At 55.2% G+C, this 22,918-nt stretch carries 20 protein-coding genes; 12 read left to right on the top strand and 8 right to left on the bottom strand.

Features of this window, described 5'->3' with window-relative positions; all coding sequences use genetic code 11:
• The first annotated feature begins 49 nt into the window (after nt 1-49).
• The gene (locus VFO10_RS13995; RefSeq protein WP_325141142.1) at nt 50-508 is read left to right on the top strand and encodes a hypothetical protein; all 459 of its coding nucleotides are present in this window, start codon (nt 50-52) and stop codon (nt 506-508) included.
• Between the two features lie 3 nt (nt 509-511).
• Here the strand turns inward: VFO10_RS13995 and VFO10_RS13990 are convergent, their stop codons facing one another.
• On the bottom strand, nt 512-1,846 hold the full coding sequence (locus tag VFO10_RS13990; protein WP_325141140.1) for a glycoside hydrolase family 6 protein: 1,335 nt from the start codon (nt 1,844-1,846) through the stop codon (nt 512-514).
• A 247-nt stretch (nt 1,847-2,093) separates the two neighbouring features.
• Here VFO10_RS13990 and VFO10_RS13985 point away from each other — a divergent pair, with 247 nt between their 5' ends.
• The gene (locus VFO10_RS13985) at nt 2,094-3,179 is read left to right on the top strand and encodes an endo-1,4-beta-xylanase (RefSeq protein WP_325141138.1); all 1,086 of its coding nucleotides are present in this window, start codon (nt 2,094-2,096) and stop codon (nt 3,177-3,179) included.
• On the opposite strand, the gene VFO10_RS13980 is transcribed toward VFO10_RS13985, so the two are convergent.
• Nucleotides 3,156-4,724 carry an AAA family ATPase gene (locus VFO10_RS13980; protein ID WP_325141136.1) on the bottom strand — a complete coding sequence of 523 codons (1,569 nt, stop codon included), beginning with the start codon at nt 4,722-4,724 and terminating at the stop codon, nt 3,156-3,158. The genes VFO10_RS13985 and VFO10_RS13980 overlap by 24 nt on opposite strands.
• Nucleotides 4,725-4,893: 169 nt before the next feature.
• A complete protein-coding gene (locus VFO10_RS13975; protein ID WP_325141134.1) occupies nt 4,894-5,352 on the bottom strand; it encodes a response regulator in 459 nt (152 codons plus the stop codon).
• 185 nt (nt 5,353-5,537) lie between these two features.
• Between VFO10_RS13975 and lysM the strand changes: the two genes are divergently transcribed.
• The 3 genes from lysM to VFO10_RS13960 all read left to right on the top strand — a co-directional run bounded on the left by lysM (nt 5,538) and on the right by VFO10_RS13960 (nt 8,193).
• Complete coding sequence (gene lysM, locus VFO10_RS13970) at nt 5,538-6,143, top strand: peptidoglycan-binding protein LysM (RefSeq protein ID WP_325141132.1); 606 nt, start codon at nt 5,538-5,540, stop codon at nt 6,141-6,143.
• 167 nt (nt 6,144-6,310) lie between these two features.
• Nucleotides 6,311-7,666: an adenylate/guanylate cyclase domain-containing protein gene (locus VFO10_RS13965; protein ID WP_325141130.1), complete on the top strand. Its 1,356-nt coding sequence runs from the start codon at nt 6,311-6,313 to the stop codon at nt 7,664-7,666.
• A gap of 11 nt (nt 7,667-7,677) precedes the next feature.
• Complete coding sequence (locus VFO10_RS13960; RefSeq protein ID WP_325141128.1) at nt 7,678-8,193, top strand: hypothetical protein; 516 nt, start codon at nt 7,678-7,680, stop codon at nt 8,191-8,193.
• Between the two features lie 19 nt (nt 8,194-8,212).
• On the opposite strand, the gene VFO10_RS13955 is transcribed toward VFO10_RS13960, so the two are convergent.
• Nucleotides 8,213-8,989: a hypothetical protein gene (locus VFO10_RS13955; RefSeq protein ID WP_325141126.1), complete on the bottom strand. Its 777-nt coding sequence runs from the start codon at nt 8,987-8,989 to the stop codon at nt 8,213-8,215.
• Between the two features lie 227 nt (nt 8,990-9,216).
• On the opposite strand from VFO10_RS13955, the gene VFO10_RS13950 reads away from it, so the two are divergent.
• The 4 genes from VFO10_RS13950 to VFO10_RS13935 are packed head-to-tail and all read left to right on the top strand — an operon-like array spanning nt 9,217 to nt 13,339.
• Entirely contained in the window at nt 9,217-9,951 is a 735-nt protein-coding gene (locus VFO10_RS13950; RefSeq protein ID WP_325141124.1) for a papain-like cysteine protease family protein, read from the top strand.
• Nucleotides 9,929-11,392 (top strand): RimK family protein, encoded by a 1,464-nt coding sequence (locus VFO10_RS13945; protein WP_325141122.1) that lies wholly within the window; start codon nt 9,929-9,931, stop codon nt 11,390-11,392. The genes VFO10_RS13950 and VFO10_RS13945 overlap by 23 nt, the downstream gene beginning before the upstream one ends.
• Nucleotides 11,389-12,618 carry a carboxylate-amine ligase gene (locus tag VFO10_RS13940; RefSeq protein ID WP_325141119.1) on the top strand — a complete coding sequence of 410 codons (1,230 nt, stop codon included), beginning with the start codon at nt 11,389-11,391 and terminating at the stop codon, nt 12,616-12,618. The genes VFO10_RS13945 and VFO10_RS13940 overlap by 4 nt, the downstream gene beginning before the upstream one ends.
• Nucleotides 12,611-13,339 carry an N-formylglutamate amidohydrolase gene (locus tag VFO10_RS13935; protein ID WP_325141117.1) on the top strand — a complete coding sequence of 243 codons (729 nt, stop codon included), beginning with the start codon at nt 12,611-12,613 and terminating at the stop codon, nt 13,337-13,339. The genes VFO10_RS13940 and VFO10_RS13935 overlap by 8 nt, the downstream gene beginning before the upstream one ends.
• Here the strand turns inward: VFO10_RS13935 and VFO10_RS13930 are convergent.
• Entirely contained in the window at nt 13,336-13,683 is a 348-nt protein-coding gene (locus VFO10_RS13930; protein WP_325141115.1) for a hypothetical protein, read from the bottom strand. The two genes, VFO10_RS13935 and VFO10_RS13930, sit on opposite strands and share 4 nt — an antisense overlap.
• 260 nt (nt 13,684-13,943) lie before the next feature.
• Here VFO10_RS13930 and VFO10_RS13925 point away from each other — a divergent pair, with 260 nt between their 5' ends.
• The 3 genes from VFO10_RS13925 (at nt 13,944) to VFO10_RS13915 (ending at nt 16,011) form a co-directional block, all read left to right on the top strand.
• Nucleotides 13,944-14,948, top strand: a complete 1,005-nt coding sequence (locus tag VFO10_RS13925; protein ID WP_325141114.1) for a peptide-N-glycosidase F-related protein — start codon at nt 13,944-13,946, stop codon at nt 14,946-14,948.
• 130 nt (nt 14,949-15,078) lie between these two features.
• A complete protein-coding gene (locus VFO10_RS13920) occupies nt 15,079-15,438 on the top strand; it encodes a hypothetical protein (RefSeq protein ID WP_325141112.1) in 360 nt (119 codons plus the stop codon).
• Nucleotides 15,439-15,537: 99 nt separating this feature from the next.
• Complete coding sequence (locus tag VFO10_RS13915; RefSeq protein ID WP_325141110.1) at nt 15,538-16,011, top strand: hypothetical protein; 474 nt, start codon at nt 15,538-15,540, stop codon at nt 16,009-16,011.
• On the opposite strand, the gene VFO10_RS13910 is transcribed toward VFO10_RS13915, so the two are convergent.
• From VFO10_RS13910 to VFO10_RS13900, 3 genes are read right to left on the bottom strand one after another with little or no spacing between them, the layout of a single operon-like run.
• Nucleotides 16,008-16,748, bottom strand: coding sequence for an SDR family oxidoreductase (locus VFO10_RS13910; protein WP_325141108.1), 741 nt, complete (start codon nt 16,746-16,748; stop codon nt 16,008-16,010). The two genes, VFO10_RS13915 and VFO10_RS13910, sit on opposite strands and share 4 nt — an antisense overlap.
• Before the next feature lie 32 nt (nt 16,749-16,780).
• Nucleotides 16,781-17,599: a nucleotide excision repair endonuclease gene (locus VFO10_RS13905; RefSeq protein ID WP_325141106.1), complete on the bottom strand. Its 819-nt coding sequence runs from the start codon at nt 17,597-17,599 to the stop codon at nt 16,781-16,783.
• Nucleotides 17,596-22,821: an AAA family ATPase gene (locus tag VFO10_RS13900; RefSeq protein ID WP_325141104.1), complete on the bottom strand. Its 5,226-nt coding sequence runs from the start codon at nt 22,819-22,821 to the stop codon at nt 17,596-17,598. Before VFO10_RS13900 ends, VFO10_RS13905 begins: the two co-directional genes overlap by 4 nt.
• Nucleotides 22,822-22,918: the final 97 nt, after the last annotated feature.

Here is a 22,918-nt window from a genome sequence, read left to right as displayed (position 1 = left end):
CAGGGCGGTCCTGTTCCTTATGGTGTAGGATCATCCCCCGGAGGGGATTATGAGCCGTAAAACCACTTACGAAGATGCTTTTTCAGGCCGCACCCGGGCCATTCTTCTGACGCTCAATCATATCTTTCTGGATTCCGGCCTTGATATCCGAACCAGGCACATGTTTGGTCATAAATCCTTTCTTTTGAACGGTCATGTCTTCATGCTGGTCGGGGAATGGGCGCGGGATGAGGATAAGAAAGCGGGCATCGTGCAAATCGCAGATCGCGGCAAGGCTGAAGCCACGATGATCGTCATACCACCGGATGATGCGATGGCTCAGGCCATTATGAAAAAATACGGCGGACTTTACTTCGCGCCGAGTGGAACGCGTTTGAAATCGTGGGTTTCCTTGAATGGACTGTGGCTCACGGAAGAGGAAAAAATCCTTCCTCTCGTGACGCTGCTTTTGAAGGCCTATGAGGTCATGCCCGAGAAGACGTCGGGTCGTCCCGGGCGCAGGGTTTAAAGGCTAAATCTGCAGCCGCGAATGCTGACCCAACTGGATCGCGTGATCCATCCACCAGATCCCATCTGAGGGTTGATCGGCAAAGGATGATCCATCCGATTCTCCAGGCGGCTTCACCCAAAGAAAGGCATCCACACGCGCAAGGCGCGGATTGAGTCGCGGCAAGGGGCCGAGGCCGACTCCCGTGGGATTGCACCAGTTCTCTGGATCACGGATGCCGACACCGTTGCGGCTCGTATCAATGACGAAGGGTTTGCCGCCGAGCAGGCCGGAAATTTCCGAACCATAGGCGTGACTCATCTGAGTATCTATGAAATGCGAGACGTTGACCGCAAAACCCTCCACGAAATCAATGCCGGTGCGGGCCAGGAGTATGGCCATGTCCACGGGTTTTCGCCAGAAGGCATGACCGGCATCCAGATAAACCAAAGCCTGAGGCAGACGGCTTAAAGTCGCCACCGCGAAACGCAGAGCATCGAAATAGAATTCCTGCCACTCGCGCGGCATGCCTTCATCAATCATGCTGAGGGCATTCGGCTCCAGAATCACAATGGCCTTGTGATGTTCAAGCGCCAGGGCCAGCTGCTGAATCCAGCGCTTATAACCAACCACCTGCGCGAGCGTGGGCGCCCGGCGTCTGGTTTCATCCCTTAAAAAGAGGCGATAGATCGCAAACACGGGAATCGAGCCCGTGCTTTCCGCCTGCTGCAGGATGCTTTTCACATCGCTATAAACATTTTCGTTCCATTCACCCAGCCAGGTGGCGCTTGATGTTTCAGCAATCAAACGCACGATATCGCGGCTCTCGCCCTTCAGATCGGGACGCGAGCTGAGGAATTGATTCACCTTGGAATGGGGATTCACCCAGAGCTTGCCATCAGCAAGATCCTGATGGCTCGACACTTTGGAGCGAAAGGAAAAGAGCCGGGTGTCCTGCTTATCTTCCCGCTCTTTTTCACGAGCCAGAAAATCTTCATACTCGCGTCGCACGGCGATCTTCCGCCGCCGCGTGATCGGATAGCTTTCACCCTGGATCGACACGAGTTTGGGATTGGCACCGGCTATGAAGCGCTTGACATAACGCAGGTTGAAGACAACCTGGCGATTGATGCGGATGAATCCATAAGGCTTCAGATCCGTTTCGAAGACTTTCAAGGATTCCCGCACCAAAACGCGGCGCTTGAGGCTTATCACAAGGCTCTGGTGCTCTTCGCTGACAATCGCGAGAACTTCGAACCATTTGAAGAAGACTGTGCTCAGCCCATCTTTCAGATACATGCCGTCATCCGTAACCTGAACCTGGCTCGGTACTGCGGGGGTTGTGTGCTCGCTTTGCATGGTTCAACCTTCTGTCTGAAAGGCTTTTCCCGACGGGATTTCCCAGCATTCTTACCAGTTCAGGGCCGCTGCTGCAATGCTCATCATGCCCAAGGGACGGACCATTCGGTCGCAAACTGAATCCATCCAGTCGGGCGGCACCTGCAAAATCGAGGTTCAGTCACTTTTCCGGTCCATTCAGTTCAGTGCCCTTGTCAGTCGCGTCCGCTTCCACTATGGCTGGACCAAGCAGAATAAGGAGAAAACCATGAAATCTCGACTCTTATGCGCAAGCTTGATCCTGGCGGCCATGGGCTGCAAAGAAAAGTCTGATGACAAAACCCCTCCCCCTCCGCCCCCTTCGTTTTCCCTGTCGCAATCCTATCAGGACCTTTTTACCCTGGGTGTGGCTCTGAAAAGCGAAGCCCTGAGCGGTCCTGATGTGCCGTTGATCACCCGTAACTTCAACCGGATCACGGCGGAATATGAAATGAAGTGGGCCCCTCTCATGAAGGGCAAGGAATATGACTTCACAGCGGCCGATACCTTGGTCGACTTTGCGGCCGCGAATCGCATGCAGATGACAGGCCACACTTTGCTCTGGCACATAGATACCCCGGACTGGGTTTTCACTGACGACGCCGGCAATGCGGTGGATCGGGAGACCCTGCGCGCCCGCATTAAATCCCATATCGAAACCACGATGAAACACTTCCAAGGCCGCGTGGATAACTGGGATGTCGTGAATGAGGTCCTGGCTGATGAAGACGGCCTGACCTGGCGTCCTTCCAAGTTCTACCAGATCTATGGCAACGAGGATTACATCGTGGACGCCTTCCGCTTCGCGCATGAGGCGGACCCCACAGTCGAACTCTGGTACAACGATTATGTTCTGGAAAACCCGATCAAATTGAAAAAGCTTCTGGTGCTGATCAGGCGTTTGAAGGCCGAAGGCATTCCGCTGGCTGGAGTAGGCTTTCAGGGGCACTATAACCTCGGTTGGCCTGGAGTGGATCTGATCGAACAGGCCTTTCAGGCTGTGATTGCCGAAGGCCTTAAGGTCAAGGTCAGTGAACTGGATGTGACCGTTTACAGTGATTATCCCAACGGCATCTTCGAACCGGAAGCCGCCAAACCCTGTGACGCGAATATCCTGAATCTGCAGGCGCAGCGTTATGGTCAGCTGTTTGAACTCTTCCGCCGTTACAAAGGTCACCTCGCTCACGTCACCATGTGGGGCGTGCGCGATAACAGCAGCTGGCTCAATGATCTGGTGAAGGATCGCCAGGATTGCCCGCTGCTCTTTGATGGGAACGGAGAGCCGAAGCCTTCATACTTCGAAGCCCTGCCTTAAGACGCGGCCTGTGTAATCAAAGACCTTCCGCATTTCCTCCTGCTGATCGTGCTCAGTATTCACGCGCCAGTGGGGAAAGGTCGCGAAGGTCCAATCTCCCTTCCGTTTTTGTTCCAGGTAAAGATCGGGGCGTGCTTCCGAAGGCGAGTCTCCCTCATGCATGCGCTTGCGAATGCGGGCCATGGCTTCATCATCCGAACACTCACAGACCAGGATCACATAAGGTCGATTGTCCTTAAGCAGCGGCTCCAGCATGGTCCGCACAAAATCAGGATGACTGAAGGAGGCATCGACAATGACATTCATTCCCGCCGCCAGAGAAATCATCATATGATCCCGTAGGCTTTCGTAGACGCATAACCGGGCAGCAGGCGTATAATGCCCCTGCCCATAGGCCGTCGCCCCCTGGCTTTTCCCGAAAACCTTCCGCCTGATCTCATCGCTTTCCCAGTGTACGGCCCCGAGTTCCTGTTTCAGGCTGCGGGCGAGCGTGGTCTTGCCTGACCCCATGGCTCCCGCGACGATGAAGGCGACCGGCGGCATGGCTTTTTTCAGGGCATTTTCCGCTATGTTTTGATAATCCGCAATCAATGCCAGAGTTCGCTTTTGCTTTTCACCCGTCTCCTGCTCCGCACGGAGAGCATTCACCTTGGCCCTGACTGTCGCTCGGTAGGATTCGTAAAATGCCAGCAGCTCGGGTGGAGCTGGATCATTTAAGTCCTGCAGCACCCGATGCCTGATTTCATGGCCTGGCTCGGAATAGCCCATCACTGCGCATTCCATGGCCAGGAAGGAAAGTTCATCGGCCTGATCCAGGACCCGCAGATCACGATTGAATTCAATCCCATCAATCAAGGAAACGCGGTCTTCAAAAACGATATGCTCGGGCCTCAGGTCCCCGTGGCCTTCGATCACAAAACCATCTTCCGCACGAGTGATCATGAGGCGGCGATTGACCTGCATAAAGAGGAGCTGCCGTGAGCACAGAGCCAGCCAGGGTTCGGGATCGAGCTTCAGATGAAGGGCCAATTCATAAAGACTGGAACGATTCTCGTCGATCAAAGCGCGCAGCCTTTGCCAATAAAGCTCACCATCCCTGGCTCCATGCGGCGCCTCCTGATAGCAGTGGACAAGATGAGCGATCAAGCGTTCACTATCTTCCTTTTGAAAGGTCCTTTCACGAAGGCGCACATCCATCAGGCAGGCGTCGGGAATGCGGCGCATCCAGACCGCATACTCCAAGGTTGGACCTCGGCCATTCCAGGTGAAACCCTTCTCATCCACGGTAATAGCGACCACATCCCGATAAATGTCGTGCGAAAACCGCCGATTGAGTTCCAGTTCCGCAAAGCATGCGTCCCGCCTTCTTTCCAGGTTGGAATAATCCAGAAAAGGCAGCTTCAATGGCTTTTTGATTTTAAAGGCCGCGTGATCTGTCAGGAAAACTTTGGAAATATGCGTTTCCCGCAGCTCCACGCGTGCTGTCGCCTCGGGATAGGATGCGGGCTGTTGGAGGAAGGCCTCCAGTTTTTCATGTAAGCTCATGCGTGCCTCCTGCGCTGGGAATCCTGATCCTTCTCAGCAGCAATTTGGATGCCAGGTTGAAAATCCGTCATCCCATGAGGCCCCGGAGATCTTTCGTAGCAATCCGCACAGATCTGTAAAATTCAGCGCAACACTATTGGGCCTTGGCGTTGAAAGGAGTGTAGAGCGCTTAGGCGTCATCGCCGCGTTCGCTCAGGCGGTATTCGGCTTCGACAGCGACTTTATACGGCTGATGCAGACAATCGCGATGATGTTCATGCCGTTCGGCTGCGTCCAGGGCTGCGGCGAGTATCAAGAAATTCAGGGGTTTTTCCAAACGCGTGGCACAGCAGTCGCCCAGGGCGATAAGCTCGCGATCCAGAGGCATTGCGGATGCCGAGGTGAAGATCACAGGGACGCGAATCTCATGCTGACGGCACCATTCCAGGAGTTCAAGCCCATCCATCTGCGGCATCTGAAAGTCGGTGATGATGAGATCCATGCGCTCCTTTTCCAGGATGCTGATGGCTTCTCGACCGTTTTCCGCCGTGATGACCTCGAGCCCGCGAAAGCTGATCCAATTCTTCAGAAGGACGCGAAAATCCTCCACGTCATCGACAATGAGAACTTTTTTCAGATTGATAAACATCGCGGCGCTCCATGCATTGAGCTTGACTTATGCCGGGTGGCCGGGTGGGGGTCAAGGGATTTTGGGCCGTATTTCGGCTGGCGCAGGCATGCCTCCTGCATATATCAAAGATTATCGCTCCGGCGATCACCTGTTGGGAAATGGATTCCCATGGACTAACTCATATCAATGGAAGGAGACTCGTGATGGGCCTTTTTGATTTCATCAAGGAACTTGGTCACAAGGACAAGGATGCTGATGATGCCAAATTGCAACAGGAACTGACCAGCCTCGTGAACAAGGCCGGTATCTCGGTCCAGAATTTTCAACTCAAGTTCGACAAGGGTCTGGCAACTCTGAGTGGTGTTACCAATAGCCAGAAGGATCTGGAGCTGGTGCGTCTGATCGTGGGCAATCATCGCGCTGTGCAGAAAGTTAATGACGACGGATTGCATGTGGCGGCTTATGCACCGGGGCAGAGCGTGCCTCAGAAGCCGCTGGTCCTGGCTCCGAATCAGCCGCAGACAGCTGCGACCGGAGCCCCAGCCACCTCTGCCGCCACGGACGCAGCGTCGATGATGGTGACGGTGAAGAAGGGCGATACGCTGTCCAAAATAGCCAAGGATTATCTGGGCAATGCCAACCTCTATCATCAGATTTTCGAGGCCAATCGGCCCATGCTGAAAGATCCGGATGAAATTTTCCCAGGTCAGGTTCTTCGCATTCCTGCGGAGCTGAAACCCGAGGCTCAAACAATGACCCAGGGTCATATGCCGCCGCCTTCACCCGCGCAGCCCCAGCCTCACGCCTGATTCGTCGGTCTTGACCGACAGCTTCGGCAGGGCACCATCCCCTTTTTCGGATGGTGCCGCAGATTTGAACAGATCCCGGCTTTTTTCCCTTACTTTTCGATCACAGTACTCAAGAAAACCTTTGAGTTCCCGCGGCGCGCGCCGATTCAGGAAGCTGGAGGTTTTGTATGCACATACCTTTCTGGTTGGCTCCCAAAGTCGTTCGGGAAACGCGTTCGCCCGAAATCCTGAGAGCCTGGTTTCAGCACGAGAATGATTTCTGTCGGCGTCAGCTGGCCACCAGTTTTATAGGCGTGGGACTTTTGATCCTGGGCTTTATTCCCCTGGATATGCATCTGGGTGAAGTGAATCCGGGACTGACCTATGCTCTGCTCCTGCGCGGTATACCGTCCCTGCTCTTTTTGATCGGAGGACTTTATCTGCGCTTCGGCATGCGCTGGGGAGGCGAGCAGGGATTTCTGATTCCCAAAGTCTACGGCATTGCCCTGGTTGGTATCATGACGGCTCTGCAGTATTGTTATGCCGCCGACTTTCCCGATCGGGCGCGCTTTTATCCGCCCTTGATCGCTGCGTTCGCCGTATTTACCCTGCGGGTGGATTGGTTCGAGGCCATCCTTATTTTCGCCATGCAGGTCTGGGTGTGGCTCCTCTTTTCCGAATGGAATGCGAGTCTGATCGTTCGCGATGTGAATTATCAGCTCTTTGGCTGCGTGCTGGCTTTGCTCTTTCAAAAGCGCATCGCCTATGAAGCGGCGAACTTCGTGAGTGAAGAAAAGCGCCGGATCATCGAGCGCGAGAATGCGATGCTGCGCCTCAAACGGACGTCCATGCTGCTGCAGCGTTTTCTTCCTCCCGATGTGACCCAGGATATTCTGCAGGGTGGCTTTGATTTCAATGCCACACCGCGGAAGATGACGGTGACCATGCTTTTCTGTGATGTCGCCGATTTTACAAGGCTTGCGGAACGCGTGCCGCTGGAAAAGCTGGGCGAATTCCTGAATAGTTATTTTGCAGCCATGACCGAAGTCGTCTTTGCCCATGGCGGGATGATCGATAAATTCATCGGCGATGGAGTTCTGGCCATCTTTGGTTTCCCCCTCGAACTTTCCCCCGCGGAGCAGGCGCAGAAAGCGGCTCAGTGCGCGCGTGAAATGCTTGAGGTGCTGCCGGCCGTGCAGAAGGATATCTGTGATGACTTCGATCGCGCGCCGGTGCATGTCAGGATCGGGATTCATCAGGGCGAGGTCATCATCGGCGGTTTCGGGGGTGAAGCGCGAACCGATTATATGGCCCTGGGCGCCACGCCGCTCATGGCGCAAAGACTCAAAGCCTCGGCGCCGGAAAGCGGGATCGTCGTGTCGGAAGCCGTGGCCGAGGCGCTGGCTTATGTGGGCTGCGAGGATTATGGCGAGCGTATGCTGCGTGGAATAGGGCCGCGTCGCGTCTTTCAATTGCAGGCTGTTCCCGAAGACTCAATTCAGGGTATCGGCTCTGGCGGATTTCGCGATAAAATGGCCGCCTAAGGAGGTGGCCCATGCTGCAACGATCTCTTATGCTTCTGTCGCTGTTCGCGTCGTCCGGGCTTTTTGCCGATGAATTCGTCATTCCCCCCGAGAACAAGGATGAGGCTCTGAAGGCGCAGATTGAAAGTTTCGATTCCAAGGCCCAGCGTCTTCTGACAGCCCTGGAAAAAGGCGCATTCGCCGATGTCAAAGACTTCTTTTTTCCCGAAGCGGCTTTTCTGCAGCTGAAGGCCATCGCCAGGCCCGCTGACTATTATAGCCAACTGGTAAAATGGTATGAGCAGGATTTCACGCGTGAGCAGGCGCGATTCAAGGGGCGTGGCCCGCTCGTTTTCAAGGCCATCAAAGGGGGATCCTGCAAATGGAAGGCACCCCAGACCGAAGCCAACCGCATTCCCTACTGGTCCTGCTACAGACGCAAGATTGAATTGACAGCCGCCGGGCAAAACGAAAGCATCGAAGTCCGCGCCCTCATCAACTGGGGACCGCAGTGGTACATCACGCACCTCGGGCCGATTCCGAAATAACCCGGCCGCGAAGCCGGCATCAAATCTTTAGCATGAGAGAAAGTCCGGTGGTATAACCGTAAATATAGGACCGCTGATTACGGTCCACAAAGGCGAGGGCTCCATACTGAGCCGAGGTGAAGATGCCGAAGGAGAATCCAGGGAGCAGGTTGAACTGATAATTCCCTGTGATCGACAGGCGTCCCCCGGAGGCGAGAGAGTCGTTGACGATCGCATAGTTTTGTGTCGCGTCGGAGCGAATGGATTTGGTGATATAACGGGAACGCAGCTTGCCACCGAGGGCATGATCATAACTCATTGTGACAAGGGCCTGGCCCCAGCGGCTGAAATTTCTGAGAGCGCCGACTTCCAGAATCAAGGAGTTCATGTGAAAACTTCCTTCGGTGCCGCCCGCTTTGTTCAGTGCACTCCCGGACACCCCCACATCCAAATCCTCAAGACCGATGCCCAGGACGAACGAACGCCCGCGAAAGGGAAGGAGCGTCGAGGCCACGGTGCGGAGTTGTTTCACACTGCCGTTGGCATAGGTTCCACTCACTGGCTGCCCATCTTCATAGGCCGTGGGACTGGCGGCTTTGGTGAGAGTGCGATCACCGTTGGCTTCCAGCGTCAGTGAGCCCATTCCATAGTTGATCGACAGTTGAAAGACCTGGGTTTGGTTTTCGCCCGTGGTGTCGGCTGGCGTCTCTTTGGATCCCCATTCGACGGTGGCGCTGGTGCCGCTGCCTGGAGCAGCTGACTGCGCGGCCGCGCCGGAGGCATGAAAAAGCAGGATGCCGATGCAAAGACTACGCAAAGCCCACTCCTCAGGTGATTGGGGTCTATCGAAGGTGTCGGAGGGAAAAGCGAAAACTTGAGCTCAGTATTTTTCTGGTGCTCGGGAGGCCCCGCACCAGTCTATAATGCCAACGGGGACGGGGAAATTTTGTGGTTTTCTTAAAGACTGGTGTTCTCAACCTCCCCGGTTGACGTTCCGATGGGGACACAGTATTTCCAGGGTAGTGGGCTGCTGGAGGAAGCTGTATGGGCAATCAGAAGAAGAAGATCAACATTCGGAAGCAACCGGATGATGTGACCTGTGGACCGACATGCCTGCATTCCATTTATGAGTACATGAGCGATAAGGCCGCCCTGGAGCAGGTGATCAAGGAAGTGCCCATGCTCGAGACCGGCGGAACCTATGCCTCGCGTCTCGGCGTGCACGCTTTGAAACGAGGCTACCGGGCCCAGATCTGGTCATTCAACCTCAACATTTTCGATCCGACCTGGTTTGGGTTGCCACCCGCGCAGATGTTTGAGAAACTGAAATTACAGCGTCACGCCAAGAAGCAAAGGAAACTGCGCACGGCCAGTGACGGGTACATGGAGTTTCTTGAACACGGTGGCACGCTGCATTTTGAAGACCTCACGCCTGAGCTTCTCGTTCGTCTCCTCAGCGGGCCGCGCCCTGTGATCGCGGGGCTGAGCGCGACCTACCTTTATCAAAGCTCACGCGAGGATCCCAAGACCTGCGAACATAATGATATCAAAGGGCGTCCATCCGGGCATTTCGTGGTCCTGACCGGGATCGACAAAGACTCCCAGATGGTGCACATCTCCGATCCTTATTTTCCGAATAACCTGTCCGAACAGAACACTTATACGATCTCCATCAACCGCGTGATCTGTGCGATCCTGCTCGGTGTGGTGACCTATGATGCCAACTTACTTCTCATACAGAGGAAAGACGCGCCCCATGAAGAACCTCATCGTAGTTGAATCCGTTGATGAATGGCCGAGGCGACTCGGCGACTTTGAGGTTGTCAGCGATATAGATTACTTCGTGGATGAAGGCTTCCAGAATATCAAGAACTATCGGGTCTTCAACCTCTGCCGGTCCTATCGCTATCAAAGTTCGGGTTATTATGTTTCCTTGCTTGCAGCTGCCCGGGGACACAAGCCCATTCCATCGCTCAGCACTATCCAGGAAATGAAGACCAAGGCCTTCGTCAAGATCACCTCGGAAAACCTTGACGACCTTGTGCAAAAGTCCCTGGCGGATATCAAATCGGAGAGCTTCGAACTCAGCATCTACTTTGGCAAGAACATGGCCAGAAAGTACGATAAGCTGAGCAACGAACTCTATAAGTACTTCGCCGCCCCGCTGATTCGCGCCAAGTTCGTGAAGAAGAACAAGTGGCTTTTGAGTTCGATCGGCCCGATCAGTCTGAAGGATGTCCCGCATTCCCACCAGACTGATCTGATTGGTTTCGCGGAAAGCTATTTCAAGTGCGGTTCGCAGAGAAAGCAGGTGAAGTCCGCGCGCTATAGCCTGGCGATCCTCCGGAATCCGAAGGAGCAGTTTCCGCCGTCGGATGAAAAGGCCATTCAAAAATTCATGAAGGCCGCCCGCGATATGAACATGGAGGTCGATATCATCGGCCCCGACGATCTGCGCCGGCTTGCGGAATATGATGCGCTCTTCATCCGGGAAACGACCAACGTCAATCACCATACCTTCCGCTTCGCCCAGAAAGCCAAGGCCCTCGGCCTTGTCGTGATCGATGATCCCGAGTCCATCCTCCGCTGTACGAACAAGGTCTACCTTGCCGAACTTTTGAAGCGGCATAATATTCCGACGCCCAAAACCTTCATGATCCATAAGAAAAACCTGGATCAGATCATCGACAAGCTGCCTGTACCCTGCGTTCTGAAGCGCCCGGACAGCAGCTTTTCCCAGGGCGTGGTGAAGGCCGAGACGCAGGCGGATATCCGTGAGAAGGTGATGACCATGCTCGAAGACTCCGACCTCATCATCGCCCAGGAATTCATGCCGACGCCCTTCGACTGGCGGATCGGCATCGTTGATAATAAACCGCTGTATGCCTGCAAATACTATATGGCCCGGAACCACTGGCAGATCTATCACACCGACAAGGAAGGCGAGCTGGATTACGGCCACTCGGAGACCTTTCCTCTGGAAGAGATATCTCCGAAGCTCCGCATGCTGGCCGTGAAAACGGCCTCGGTGGTCGGGGATGGACTTTACGGCCTTGATATCAAGGAAAAGGACGGCAAGTTCTATATCATCGAGGTCAATGACAATCCCAGTATCGACGGCGGCATCGAAGACCGTATCATTAAGAATCAACTCTATGAAGAGATCATGCGCGTCTTCATCAAGAGGCTGGACCGCAAAACGAAAGGATACACCGAGTGAGCCAGACCCTGCGGCTATTTGAAGGCTACGGCATCGAAATGGAGTATATGATCGTCGATCGCCAGACCCTTGCGGTGAAGCCGATCTGTGATCAGGTGATCGAGGCGCTGTCGGGTGAAATCACCAACGAGATTTCCCTGGGCCGCATCAATCTCTCGAACGAGCTTGTTCTGCATGTGATCGAATTCAAGGGCAATGGTCCCCAAAAAGACCTTGTGCGCCTTGCAAGCTCATTTCAAAGCGAGATTCAAAGGGTGAACGCCCTTTTGGAAAAGTGGAACGCCTGCCTGCTTCCGACGGCCATGCATCCCACCATGGACCCATTGAAGGACACCAAAATCTGGCCACACGGGCAGAATACCATCTATGAAACCTATAATCGGATCTTTGATTGCAAAGGACACGGCTGGTCCAACTTGCAGAGCGTTCACATCAACCTTCCCTTCGCGGATGACGCGGAATTCGCCAAACTCCACGCCGCGATTCGCATCGCGTTGCCGCTCCTGCCCGGTCTGGCAGCGAGTTCGCCCGTGGTGGAAGGCAAGATCACCGGCATCCACGACAACCGTCTGAATTTTTATTCCCAGAATCAGAAGCGCATCCCCTCGATCATCGGCGATATCATTCCGGAAGCCGTCTTCACGCAGAAGGATTATGAAGAAAAAATCCTGCGCCGCATCGAAAGGGATATTCAGCCTTTTGATTCCGAAGGCATCCTGGAAGGCGAATGGCTGAATTCCCGTGGCGCCATCGCCCGTTTTGAACGGAATGCCATCGAAATCCGGGTGCTCGACATCCAGGAATGCGTGGCGGCTGACTTCGCCGTCATCGGCCTTGTCGTGTCGCTGGTCAAGAGCCTGGTCGATGAACGCTGGATGCCTCTTTCGGAACAGAAGGCGGCTCACGAAAAAGAGCTGCAAAAAACCTTCATGGGCGCCCTGCGCGACGGCGGGGCCTTCGAAGTGAATGATCCCTTCCTTCTGCGCTGTTTCGGGCAGAAGAAGCCTTTGAGCCTGCAGAGCCTCTGGCGGCATATCTTCGCTCAGCTCGTGAATGAAGACTACCAGGTGAAGCATTTCGCCGAGCAGGCGGATACCCTTTTGCAAAAGGGGACGCTGAGCCATCGCATTCTGAAGAAACTGCCGGCTCTGCCCGCGCCTCAGGATATTCATCGGACCTGGCAGACTCTCGCGGCCAGCCTGAATGAAGGAACCTTCTATGGCTAAATCCAGCGGCTCCGGGCATTGGACTGTTCTGATCACCTGCGAGCATGCCGGGAACAAGGTGCCGGCCGCCTTGATGAAACGCATGTCGCGGGCTCAGCAGAAGGATCTTCATACCCATAAGGGTTGGGATCCGGGTGCCCTGGCCCTGGCTCAAAAGGCAGCGCAGACACTGGATGCGCCGCTTCTTTTCACGCAGATATCCCGCCTTCTGGTCGATTGCAATCGCTCCCCGCATCATCCGCGCTGCCTTGGGCCTGCTTTCCGGGATGAGGAGGCTGCGGAGAAGAATTTCATCCTGGCCGCCTTTTACTGGCCGCATCGCAACGCGATTGAAAAGGAAATACTGAAGAGCATTCAGAACGGTTCGTCCGTTCTGCATCTGGCCATGCATAGCTTCACGCCGGTCCTCGATGGGAAAAAGCGCAGGGCCGAGGTCGGGCTCCTTTATGATCCCGCGCGTCCCTTTGAAAAAATGTGGTCGGATGCTTTGATGAAGGAGATGAAGAGCGAGTGGCCGGACTGGAGGCTGCGGCGCAATTATCCCTATCTGGGGAAATCAGATGGGCTCACGACCTGGCTGCGCCGGCACTATGGGCCGAATGAATATGCCGGAGTCGAACTCGAATGGAACCAGGCGCTTTTCACCGATGATAAACCGGACGCAAGAATGAAACGCGGCCTTGCGCGTTGCCTGCAGAATCTTTTTCTTCATTACAGTTAAACCGCTGCTCCGCCCCATTTCAAACAGAATCCACCAAAGATGATAAGGGCGATGCCCACGTAACCCATGGACGTCAGCTGCACGTTGAAGAGCAGGACGGGGATCGCTACCGCCAGCAGTTTATAGGCGATTTCCCAGACGAAGGCGTAATGGGCGATCAGGGCATTGTTATTCAGATCACGCGTCAGCGTAATCCAGAGGATGTCCGCGATCACGGTGCAGCTGATGCCGATGGCCCAGACCGATGCGCTCGCGCGGATTTTGGGATGATAGGTCGCATAGAGGTGAACGCTATAGATAAGAGCAGCGATAATAACCATAGTCAAGGCACGAAGAGACAGCATGAAACACCTCACAAAATCTGCCTCCTGGTTTGCAGGTTCCATGCCCCATCATGCACCACCTGATGTTTGTAACATATTGAAAATATTATAAAAATAGACATTTCGCTGGCCCGCAGCCCGGGATCCCTGATCAGGATCTGGACAGAAGCCCGGGTCTTCGCCAGATTTTCCCCAAGGTCCTTTGACCCATTGTGGGCCTTGGGGGAGCCCGCTATAATTCCGCCGAATTCAATACCAACCCCTATTTCAAGGATTTCATCATGCGCAAATTTTGGCTCGCGCTCAGCAGCTGGATCGTGGCGTGTACGGCCATGGCCGCGACCCCGGGCACCCTTCGCGTGCCCTTGACCTCTGGCACTCATGTCTACTTCAAAGGTGATGACAACCGGCGCGAACAGAGCGTGCAGGTGAATTTGCCGGAAGCCGTCGAGGACTATGCACGCGTCACGCTGCAATTCAGACTTTCCTGCCCTGATGGGAAATGCGACCGTTGGGATCGCGTGGGGACTATGAGCCTTCAGAATCAAGACCATTCTGAGCCTTTGGAACTGCTGCGCTTTATCACGCCCTATGGCATCGGCGCGAACTGGACCTATGATCTGAGCGATTTCCTGCCTCTTTTGCAGGGGCCTGCGACCTTCCGCTTTTTCATTGATACCTGGGTGGGACCGGGGCATCCGGGTGGCAACGGCTGGATGATCGAAGCGGAACTCGTCTATGAAAAGGCGAGCGACGATCGTCCGGTGGCGGCCTATGTTCAGCCCATCATGAGTTTTGACGACATCGTCTACGGTGATCCTTTGATCAGCACGGAACGCAGAGCCCGCGTGCTGCCCCTGGTCGGTTACCGTTCGGCGCAGATGCGCATGGTCATCACCGGGCACGGTCAGGGCAATGATGGCAACTGTGCCGAGTTCTGCGCGAAATCCCATAAGGTGACGATCGGCAAAGAGCATTTTGAAGCGACGATATGGCGTGATAACTGCGCGACCACAGTCGACCCCAATCAGAAGGGAACCTGGCAGTATCCGCGTGCTGGCTGGTGTCCAGGTGACAAGGTGGAGCCATGGAGGATAGATGTCACGACGGCGCTTTTGAATGGAATCACAGATTTCGTTTATCAGCCCGAGACTTTTGAAAACACCTGTCGTCCCGGAGTTTTGGACTGCAGCGCCTGTGTGTTTGGGACGGGCTGCGAATACGATGGCGGCCTCCACACGGAACCACGTTACTTCGTCTCGGCATACCTGATTTATTATAAGTGATAATTTTTGATTGTGATTTTTTCCCCTGACTCGTCTTTCTCTGCAATAATGGACTTGTATGAGAAGTCCTGTTCCTGTAGATGGTCGTTCAGGGCAAACGCCCGCAAGCCAAGGGTTTCAGGGGAAAATTATGCACAGACGCGCCTCCATTGCCGCCATTCTTGGTCTGATACTCATGATCAGCGCCTGTTCTTCGGAAGGAGATGACGCGCAGCAGCTGCCGCTGGGGAGCAGCGGAAGCGATGCGGCTTTCTCCTATTATGATGCCAACGGTGACAGGCTTGTGACGGCTGCAGAAATTTACCGCGGTGAAAAAAAATTCGGAGCCACCCAGATTACCTCGGATCAGGCCGCTTTGAACGTTCTCGTCGACTATGATTTCGATGCGAACAAGCAGCTCGATAATCTTGAATTCACCGGCCTCGTCCATGCCCATGTTCTGTCGGGAACTCTTCATCATCCGGAATGGGTAAATCCCCAGCCTCACTGAGAACGATACTTAAGACCCTGGCACAATCCTGGTTCAACGTCAAAAGGATCCTGTGCTAGGGTTGCGGCGTGTTTCACGATCATGGAGTGAACCGTTCGCATGTTTAAGTCATCAATATTGCTGAATACTCTTATCCTCGCTCTGGCCCTTGGCGCCTGTGAAAACCGGAAAATTGAGAAGACGAGCCTGGAGCTGGATCCCGCCGTCGCCGCCGAGGTCAAAAGAATCAATATGGAACGCTTTGCCGGAAGCTGGCTGAAAGAAGGGGAGGAAACCTCCCTTTACCTTGAGCTCGGTGACGAAGGCTATGACGTCCTGGTTGAGGACCGTGATGGCGTTCCCGTGCTGTCGGATTTTGGTGCGATCGATCACTATAAGCCGGGTCTGATGATTTTGAAGACAGCCCGGCCTGAATGCGAAGCGGATGGCATCGTCTACCTGAAGATGGATCAGCATGATGGTGCGGTTCGCCTTTTGGATACCAAGGACAAAAATTACAGCGCCGCGCTCCTGGCTGTTCCTTCGCGTGAACAGCTGCGCATCGCCTCGCTGCCCTGCCTGCCGCTGGACTAATCTTCGTAGATCATCTTGCGGGTCATGCCTCCGTCCAGAATAAAATTCTGACCCGTGACAAAACCTTTTTCCTCATTCACAAGCCAGTGCACGAAGTTCGCAATATCCTCGGGCTCGCCCACACGGCCCGCGGGATGCTGCGCATGATCCCTGGGTTTCAAGGGGGCCTTTTTCTTCTCGGAAGGATCCCGCGTATCAATCCAACCCGGACTGATGCAGTTCACCCGCACATCAGGACCCAGGCTGATCGCCAGCGCATGCGTCAGGGCCACGATGCCCCCTTTGCTCGCGGAATAGGCTTCGGTATCCGCCTCGCTTTGAAGGGCGCGGGTCGAAGCGATATTGACGATGGAGCCACGGGCTTTTTTCAAATCGGGCGCAGAGAGTTTGGCGAAGAGAAAATAGGATGTGAGGTTGGTATCCAGAATCTCCTTCCATTCATCCAGGCCTAATTCCGTCAGATGAATTTTCTTAAACACACCCACATTATTCACCAGCGCCTGAATCGAACCCCAGTCCTTTCGCATGCGCGTGACCAGCTCGCTGGCCGCCTTTTCATCCGCGGCCCGACCTTGGACGAAAATGATCCGGCCCTCCTGCTCGGCGCCTTTCAGGCTCTCGGGCAGAGGGTCCTTGTCGATGATGCCGACCTGATAGCCTGCGGTCAGAAAGCGCTGGCAGGTGGCCAGACCAATGCCGGAGGATGCTCCGGTGATAAGAACTGTCTTTTTTTGCATGGGATATTCCTCGCTCCTTCTGAGACGGACCTTCAACTCAAAGCAAGAAAAATGCCGTCGCGTTCCTCCTGGGGAATCATCGACACGTCGCGTCCATGCTGCCTCAAGGCTGTTCGAAGCCGCACCGCTTCACTCACGAAGAAGGCCCGCAGCTGTTTCAGATGCAGCTGCACCGCTTCCGCATGACGCCGGGCTCCCGGCTTTTCCAAGAGGATGGCAAAAAGCTTTTGCAACGCATCCCCGGATTCACCGCGGAAAAGTCCGGTCAGAAGCGGCACCCACTCCGCATCCACCTGACGAAAACAGATGATGCGGGTATAGGCGATGCGGCCAAAGGCCACTCTTTGCGCGGGATCATCGTGCCCAATGTAGGGGAAGAGTTCGGCCAGCGCATCGAAGGCCGCTGTCACCAGATCGCGGGAACGGAAGGCACCGAAGAGATGAAAACCATGCTGCTCCAAAATCTCGGGCTGGGTTGTATAGCAAAGGGCCAGCTCGCGCGCCGCCGTTTGTTTCAGACCCAGATAGGGGTAAAGGAAGGCATAAGCCCCGACCACATTGAACATGGGCCGATGCTTTTGAATCAGCTGATTTTCCAGGAGCAGGGCTTCGGTTTCTGATAGGCAGCTTTGAAATTCCAAAGTCTCGGCGTTGCGCACGATCAGCCGCATTTTGCGATGGGCTCTTTTCGCAGTCGCCAGACGATACTGGGCGAGGCGGCGGCGGAGACTTTTGGCCTTGCCCACATAAATAGGCTCGGCCTTGTCATTGCGAAAGATATAGACGCCAGGCCCGAGCGGAACAGTGCGGATGAAGTCATCACCCCATTTTTTATCGAAGGCCTTGCTCATGATTTCAAGGCCGCCTGATGCGTGGGCAGTCGGAAGGAAAAGACCGAACCCACGCCCTCTTCACTGGAAAACCACATATGCCCGTGATGGGCCTGAACGATTTCATAAGACAGGAAAAGACCCACACCCATCCCGCCATAATCATATTCAGTTTCGGCATGAGCCCGATAAAAGCGCTGGAATAAACGGCCCTGACGCTGGACGGGAATGCCGATGCCCTGATCCCGGACGCTCACCAGGACAGCGTCACGTTCATCCTGAAGTTCGACCACGATCGTTCCGCCCTCGGGCGAATATTTGATCGCGTTCTGCAGAAAGTTGGTGAGCACCTGGTTCAGGCGCACGCGGTCGCCGTCGATCCAGAGGGGTTCGTCTTTCACGCCCACAAGCTGGAGACTATGTTTGGGGCTGGCAATGAGCATGGAGTCGACCGCCTCCTTGCAAAGATCGTTCAGATCGATTCTTTCAAAGCGCAGTTTGATTTTTCGCAGCTGAAAGACGGCGACATCCACCAGGGTGGACATCAGGGATTTCAAACGATTGATGCCGATATCCATGCGCCCCAGGCACTCCTGCAGCTGCGGCGCGTTCGCTCCTTTCTGAAGGAGGAGCTTATACATTTCAAAGTAGCCGGCCACCAAAAGCAGCGGGGTTTTGAGTTCGTGAGCCATGGCCCGCAGGAATTCATCCTTGAGGCGATCCAGCTCGGTGAGTTCGGTCACATCGCGGAAGACGACCACAGCACCCTGGATGGTGCCCGCATGATCGCGCAGTGGCGAGGCGCTCAGGCGAATGATCAGAGGCCGCCCGTTGTAAATATGCCTGATGTGATACTCGACCTGGTTGATGATTTCACCCTGCAGAGCGCGGGTCAAAGGCAGACGTTCGAATGGCACCAGCTGATCATCAGCATCCCGATATTCCAGCCGAGCCGCCATGCCCTGCCTGTTGCGCAAGATGCTGTCTTCCGCAGTTTTCAGGCCCACCATCTGCAGAGCCGCTTCATTGATCAGGCTGATCCCGGCCTGCGTGTCCGCCACGATCAGGCCATCGGCCATGCTTTCAATGGTGGCGCGAAGCTTTTGCTCCTCACGGCGGAGGTCAGCATAGAGTCGCGCATTTTCAAGGGAAATCGCCGCCTGAGACGCCAGGATTTCCAGCGTCATCAGTTTCTCGGCAGTGAAGGTCCCGGCCATGAGCCTGTTTTCAAGATAGATCAGACCGACCAGCACGCGATTGCGAAGGATAGGCACGCAAAGAAGCGAGCGCGGTTTTTCCCGACGCAGATACTCATCATAGGCAAAGGAGCGAGTATCCCGCGCATTCGCGAGCACGAGCTTTTGCTGACTCCTTTGCACAAAGTTCAGGACACCCTGCGGCACGGCTTTATAGCCACGGGCAGGAATGGAATTCAAAGCCGTCACAGTCAAGGCTGACGCTGATGTGCGAGCCTCGGCCTCAATATGGAGCTCCCCTTTCCGCGCCAGAATCAAAAGGCCGCTTTCGGCTCCCGACGTCTCGACCAGCAGGCGCATAAGAGTTTCACTCAGCTGGGTCGGCACGATTTCACTGGAGATGCTCTGGGTCGCCTGCAGCAGGGACAGCCTATCAATCTCCATCAGGTGCCCGGGCACCTCCTGGACGGGCATGCTGGGAATCAGCTGCGGATGCCAGTTATCCAGCTGATGAACCTTGGCCATGGCGCCCCATTCCTGATAGCAGCGCCGGGCTGCGGTCCTGTACTGTTCCGCAAAACTATAGAATTCCGTGCGTTCATAATGAAGCGCGGCCAGCTCGTAGCTGAGCGCTTCATCCTGAATAAAGCTGTTCTGCCTCGCAAGGCCTATGGCCTTTTCATAGGCGTGCATGGCCGCCAGGTCATCACGCTGAAGGCGCAAGACCTCGGCATGAATCAGCTGATGCTTCTGCGAAAAATTAGAGGGGCTGCTGCCGGCCCATAAAGCGAGGCGTTCGCGATAGGCGAGCAGCTCCTGGAATGCTGGAAATGCTTCCAATTCTGTCCGGCCACTGCAGGCCTGAGCCAATGTCAGCGCGTGATAGAAATGATGTTCCGCTTCCTCGACATGGCCGGGAGATGACCAGCCCCAGGAGCGCGCAGCTTCGGCTTCGGCGAGCGCGTCCTGTTTTTGACCCAGAAGATATGCGGCCTGAAGTTTCCAGGTGTGATGCCAGAACTTCAGAAGAGCCATCTGACTGGAGCAGATGCGGGCATTCAGAGCCTCCTCATCAAAAGGCAGGGTCTTCCCTTGCAGGGTCAGAATCAGGCGCTGCTGGCTCATCAGGATATCGGCAATGGCGGAATAATTCATGGTCTGGACGAATTGCAGCGATTTCTCCGTGGTGGCCAGGACCTCGTTCAAAGGCTCGCCCAGGGCGAGCAGGGTCGAGACCAGATGATTGCAGCTGTAGCAGGCGCCGGCAAGGTCACCGACCTCCTTCGCCGCCGGCAAAGCCGCCTTCACATAAGGAATATTGCTGCGCATCGGCTGGGTCCAGGGATTCACGACATTCCCAAAGATCACGTAGATGCGCGCTTTCCAAGGATGGTCATCTCTTTGCGCCAGATCATAAGCGACTTTCCCAAGCTGCCAGGCCTCACGATATTCACCGAAGACCGAACCGAGTATCATCGCAAAATAAGCATAAGCAGAGGCCGAGGCATCGCAATTGCCATGGTTGAGGCTGCAGCACACCATCTTGCAGTAAAGGTAGCTGGCGGCACGCAGCGACGTGAATATGGCGGCAGGAATCGCGGCGGCCATGATATCGAGAGCAGCTTTTTCCAAGGGATCCTGGATGGGCGGCAGATTCATTAAAGACGCGATGGGCCTCTGCCCCAGATCGCGACGGAACGCGGCGTAGACATCGCGCACGTCGGCTTCGGTCGGTTCCAGTGGAAAATCCTTGTCAATGACCGCCAGACCCCGATGGCATTGCAGAAGGGCTTCCTGCATTTTACCCTGCGTGATCAACACTTCGATCAGGATGCAGTAAATCCGCATGCGGTCCAGATCGGTGAGCAGGAAATGATGCAGGATCTCTTGAAAATAAGTTTCGGCGGCCTGGGAATTCCCGCAGCGCCAGCTGCATTCCGCGCGCGCGATATGAAGATCCAGCGTCAGGGCATAAGCATCCGACCAGCTGTTTGCCGCGAGAAGGCCAAGTCCGAATTGACTATAATCCAAGGCCTCCCTGTTGGCGGCCGAGGCCTTGGCCTTTCGAGCGGCCTGCAGACTCATGCGCGCAACTTCGCGACGTTCATCAGGATCCTGAAGGGCGTCAGCAGCCGCCTTATAGTGACCCAGACGATCGAAGAGGCCTTCATCTTCCGCGAAAAGACCTTCGCCCATTTGCCTTGCAATGTTCAGGTGCCAATGTTTTTTCTCGGGGACGGAAAGCAGGGCATACGCCGCCTGCTGCACCCTGTCATGCAGAAAATAATAGCTGTCCTGTGTCAGGCGCAGAATACCATCAAGCTGCAAAGGATCGAGAGCCTTCATCGGACTCCCCGCTTTCTCCAAAAGACGCTCAAGATCCTTGATGCGCCCTTCGCGGCCTATGCAGGCCGCAACCTCCAAAACTTTTTGGACCGGCAGCGGCAGCTTTCGCAGGCGGGCCAGCATAAAATCAGCCACGTTATCGGTGTAAGCGCGTGCTTGGATGGCGTCGAGATTCCAGCTCCATTCATAGGTCCTGGCATCAAGAGTGAGAAGCCGGTCGGCTACGAGTTCCTTCACATACTGGATGAAAAAGAAGGGATTGCCATCGGTCTTTTTTTGCAGAAGCTGCGCGAGAGGAGCCACCTTCTCACTTTGTGTCATCAGTGTTTCAGCCAGGAAATTGGCGAGCGCGTCGGCACCGAGAGGCTTGAGTTCCAGTTCTTCCAGACGCCCGCCTTTTTCGCGAATGACCGCGGGAAGAGCGGCCAGTGTTTCCTGCGAATGAGCGTCCTGGGTGCGATAGGCCCCGATCAGGAGGACATGATGCAGGCTCGTGCAGGAGGCCAGATGCTCCAGAAGTTTAAGGCTCGCAGCATCGGCCCACTGAAGATCATCCAGCACCAGGACGAGGGGATGCGCGCTCGTGGCAAAAACACTGACAAATTTTTCGAAGACGCTGTGGAATCTATTCTGCGTTTCCAAAGGAGGCATGACCGGCATATCCGGCTGCTTGCCGATGATGATCTCCAAAGCGGGGATCACATTCACGATCACCTGAGCCTGCTGACCGAGGGCTTCCATGAGGCGCTGTTTCCAGTACGCGATCTGCGTTTCGCTTGCACCCAGGAGCTGCTGGATCAAAGCCTGAAAGGCCTGGGCATGCGTGTCATAGGGAATGCCGCGGTGCAGCGCATCAAATTTTCCTGTGATGAAAAAACCGCCGCTGCCGGTCACCGTTTCCTGAAGTTCATGAATGAGCGCCGTCTTGCCCACACCGGCCTGGCCCGAGATCAAAAAAAGTTCGGTGTGGCCCTGCCGCATGATGCGTTCGAAAGCCTCGGTCAGTCGCCTGCGCTCCTGCTCACGGCCATGAATTCTGCGGGACATCTCCAGACGACTCGGAATATCATGAAGGCCAAGGGCAAAACCGCTGCCGTCTTCATGCGGATGCTCACGACAGTATTTCAAATCATGGATGAGGCCGCTCGCGCTCTGATAGCGTTCGTTGCGATCCTTGCTTAAGAGTTTCAGAACGATGCGCTGCAGAAGAGGTGGAATACGCGACGCAGCATCAGCTGGAAAAACAGGGGTGCGAGCCAGATGACTATGAAACCAGCCCAGCTCATCCTTGGCCGTGAAGGGCAGAGATCCAGTGAGCATCTGAAAGAAGATCACGCCCAAGGAATAAAGATCGGAACGACCATCCGTTTTCTGATTCCAGCGCGCCATGCGTTCGGGAGATAGATAAGGCAGATTCTGCTGGGTGATCGGACCCGCCCCGAGTCCCTCCGTGGCCGCGTCTGGAATTCTGTCCCATGCTATCGCAGGGATTGAGGTCCTGGGATCCACGACGAACTCAAGCGGCGTCAGGCTTCCATGAATGCGTCCCTGGGCGTGGAGTTGAGCCAGATCGCCAGCCATCGGCAGGGCCATGCCAAAGAACAGCTGCGGATCAAGGGGCGCTTGATCCCAAAGAGTTTCGAGCGGCGGAAGCTGGGATCTCCCGGCCTGCGGAAGCGATGCTGCGTTTGGATCGGACACGGATTTCCCCAACCGGGTCCGGTCATCACGCTGGAGTTTTCGGTTGCCTCATAGTTCCCTCTGCTCATCCACCGCTGTGCCGGACTGTTTGGAGACA

This window comes from Oligoflexus sp. (assembly GCF_035712445.1).
Classification (GTDB): Bacteria; Bdellovibrionota_B; Oligoflexia; order Oligoflexales; family Oligoflexaceae; genus Oligoflexus.
This window is presented reverse-complemented; position numbering and strand designations above follow the sequence as displayed.

Bases quoted from the DNA above. Each gene is read 5' to 3' on its own strand.
- VFO10_RS13945 (WP_325141122.1), top strand. From the start codon at position 9,929: ATGAAGAACCTCATCGTAGTTGAATCCGTTGATGAATGGCCGAGGCGA.
- VFO10_RS13915 (WP_325141110.1), top strand. From the start codon at position 15,538: ATGTTTAAGTCATCAATATTGCTGAATACTCTTATCCTCGCTCTGGCC.
- VFO10_RS13990 (WP_325141140.1), bottom strand. From the start codon at position 1,846: ATGCAAAGCGAGCACACAACCCCCGCAGTACCGAGCCAGGTTCAGGTT.
- VFO10_RS13965 (WP_325141130.1), top strand. From the start codon at position 6,311: ATGCACATACCTTTCTGGTTGGCTCCCAAAGTCGTTCGGGAAACGCGT.
- VFO10_RS13975 (WP_325141134.1), bottom strand. From the start codon at position 5,352: ATGTTTATCAATCTGAAAAAAGTTCTCATTGTCGATGACGTGGAGGAT.
- VFO10_RS13910 (WP_325141108.1), bottom strand. From the start codon at position 16,748: ATGCAAAAAAAGACAGTTCTTATCACCGGAGCATCCTCCGGCATTGGT.
- lysM (WP_325141132.1), top strand. From the start codon at position 5,538: ATGGGCCTTTTTGATTTCATCAAGGAACTTGGTCACAAGGACAAGGAT.
- VFO10_RS13925 (WP_325141114.1), top strand. From the start codon at position 13,944: ATGCGCAAATTTTGGCTCGCGCTCAGCAGCTGGATCGTGGCGTGTACG.
- VFO10_RS13995 (WP_325141142.1), top strand. From the start codon at position 50: ATGAGCCGTAAAACCACTTACGAAGATGCTTTTTCAGGCCGCACCCGG.
- VFO10_RS13920 (WP_325141112.1), top strand. From the start codon at position 15,079: ATGCACAGACGCGCCTCCATTGCCGCCATTCTTGGTCTGATACTCATG.
- VFO10_RS13930 (WP_325141115.1), bottom strand. From the start codon at position 13,683: ATGCTGTCTCTTCGTGCCTTGACTATGGTTATTATCGCTGCTCTTATC.
- VFO10_RS13950 (WP_325141124.1), top strand. From the start codon at position 9,217: ATGGGCAATCAGAAGAAGAAGATCAACATTCGGAAGCAACCGGATGAT.
- VFO10_RS13905 (WP_325141106.1), bottom strand. From the start codon at position 17,599: ATGAGCAAGGCCTTCGATAAAAAATGGGGTGATGACTTCATCCGCACT.
- VFO10_RS13960 (WP_325141128.1), top strand. From the start codon at position 7,678: ATGCTGCAACGATCTCTTATGCTTCTGTCGCTGTTCGCGTCGTCCGGG.
- VFO10_RS13980 (WP_325141136.1), bottom strand. From the start codon at position 4,724: ATGAGCTTACATGAAAAACTGGAGGCCTTCCTCCAACAGCCCGCATCC.
- VFO10_RS13935 (WP_325141117.1), top strand. From the start codon at position 12,611: ATGGCTAAATCCAGCGGCTCCGGGCATTGGACTGTTCTGATCACCTGC.
- VFO10_RS13985 (WP_325141138.1), top strand. From the start codon at position 2,094: ATGAAATCTCGACTCTTATGCGCAAGCTTGATCCTGGCGGCCATGGGC.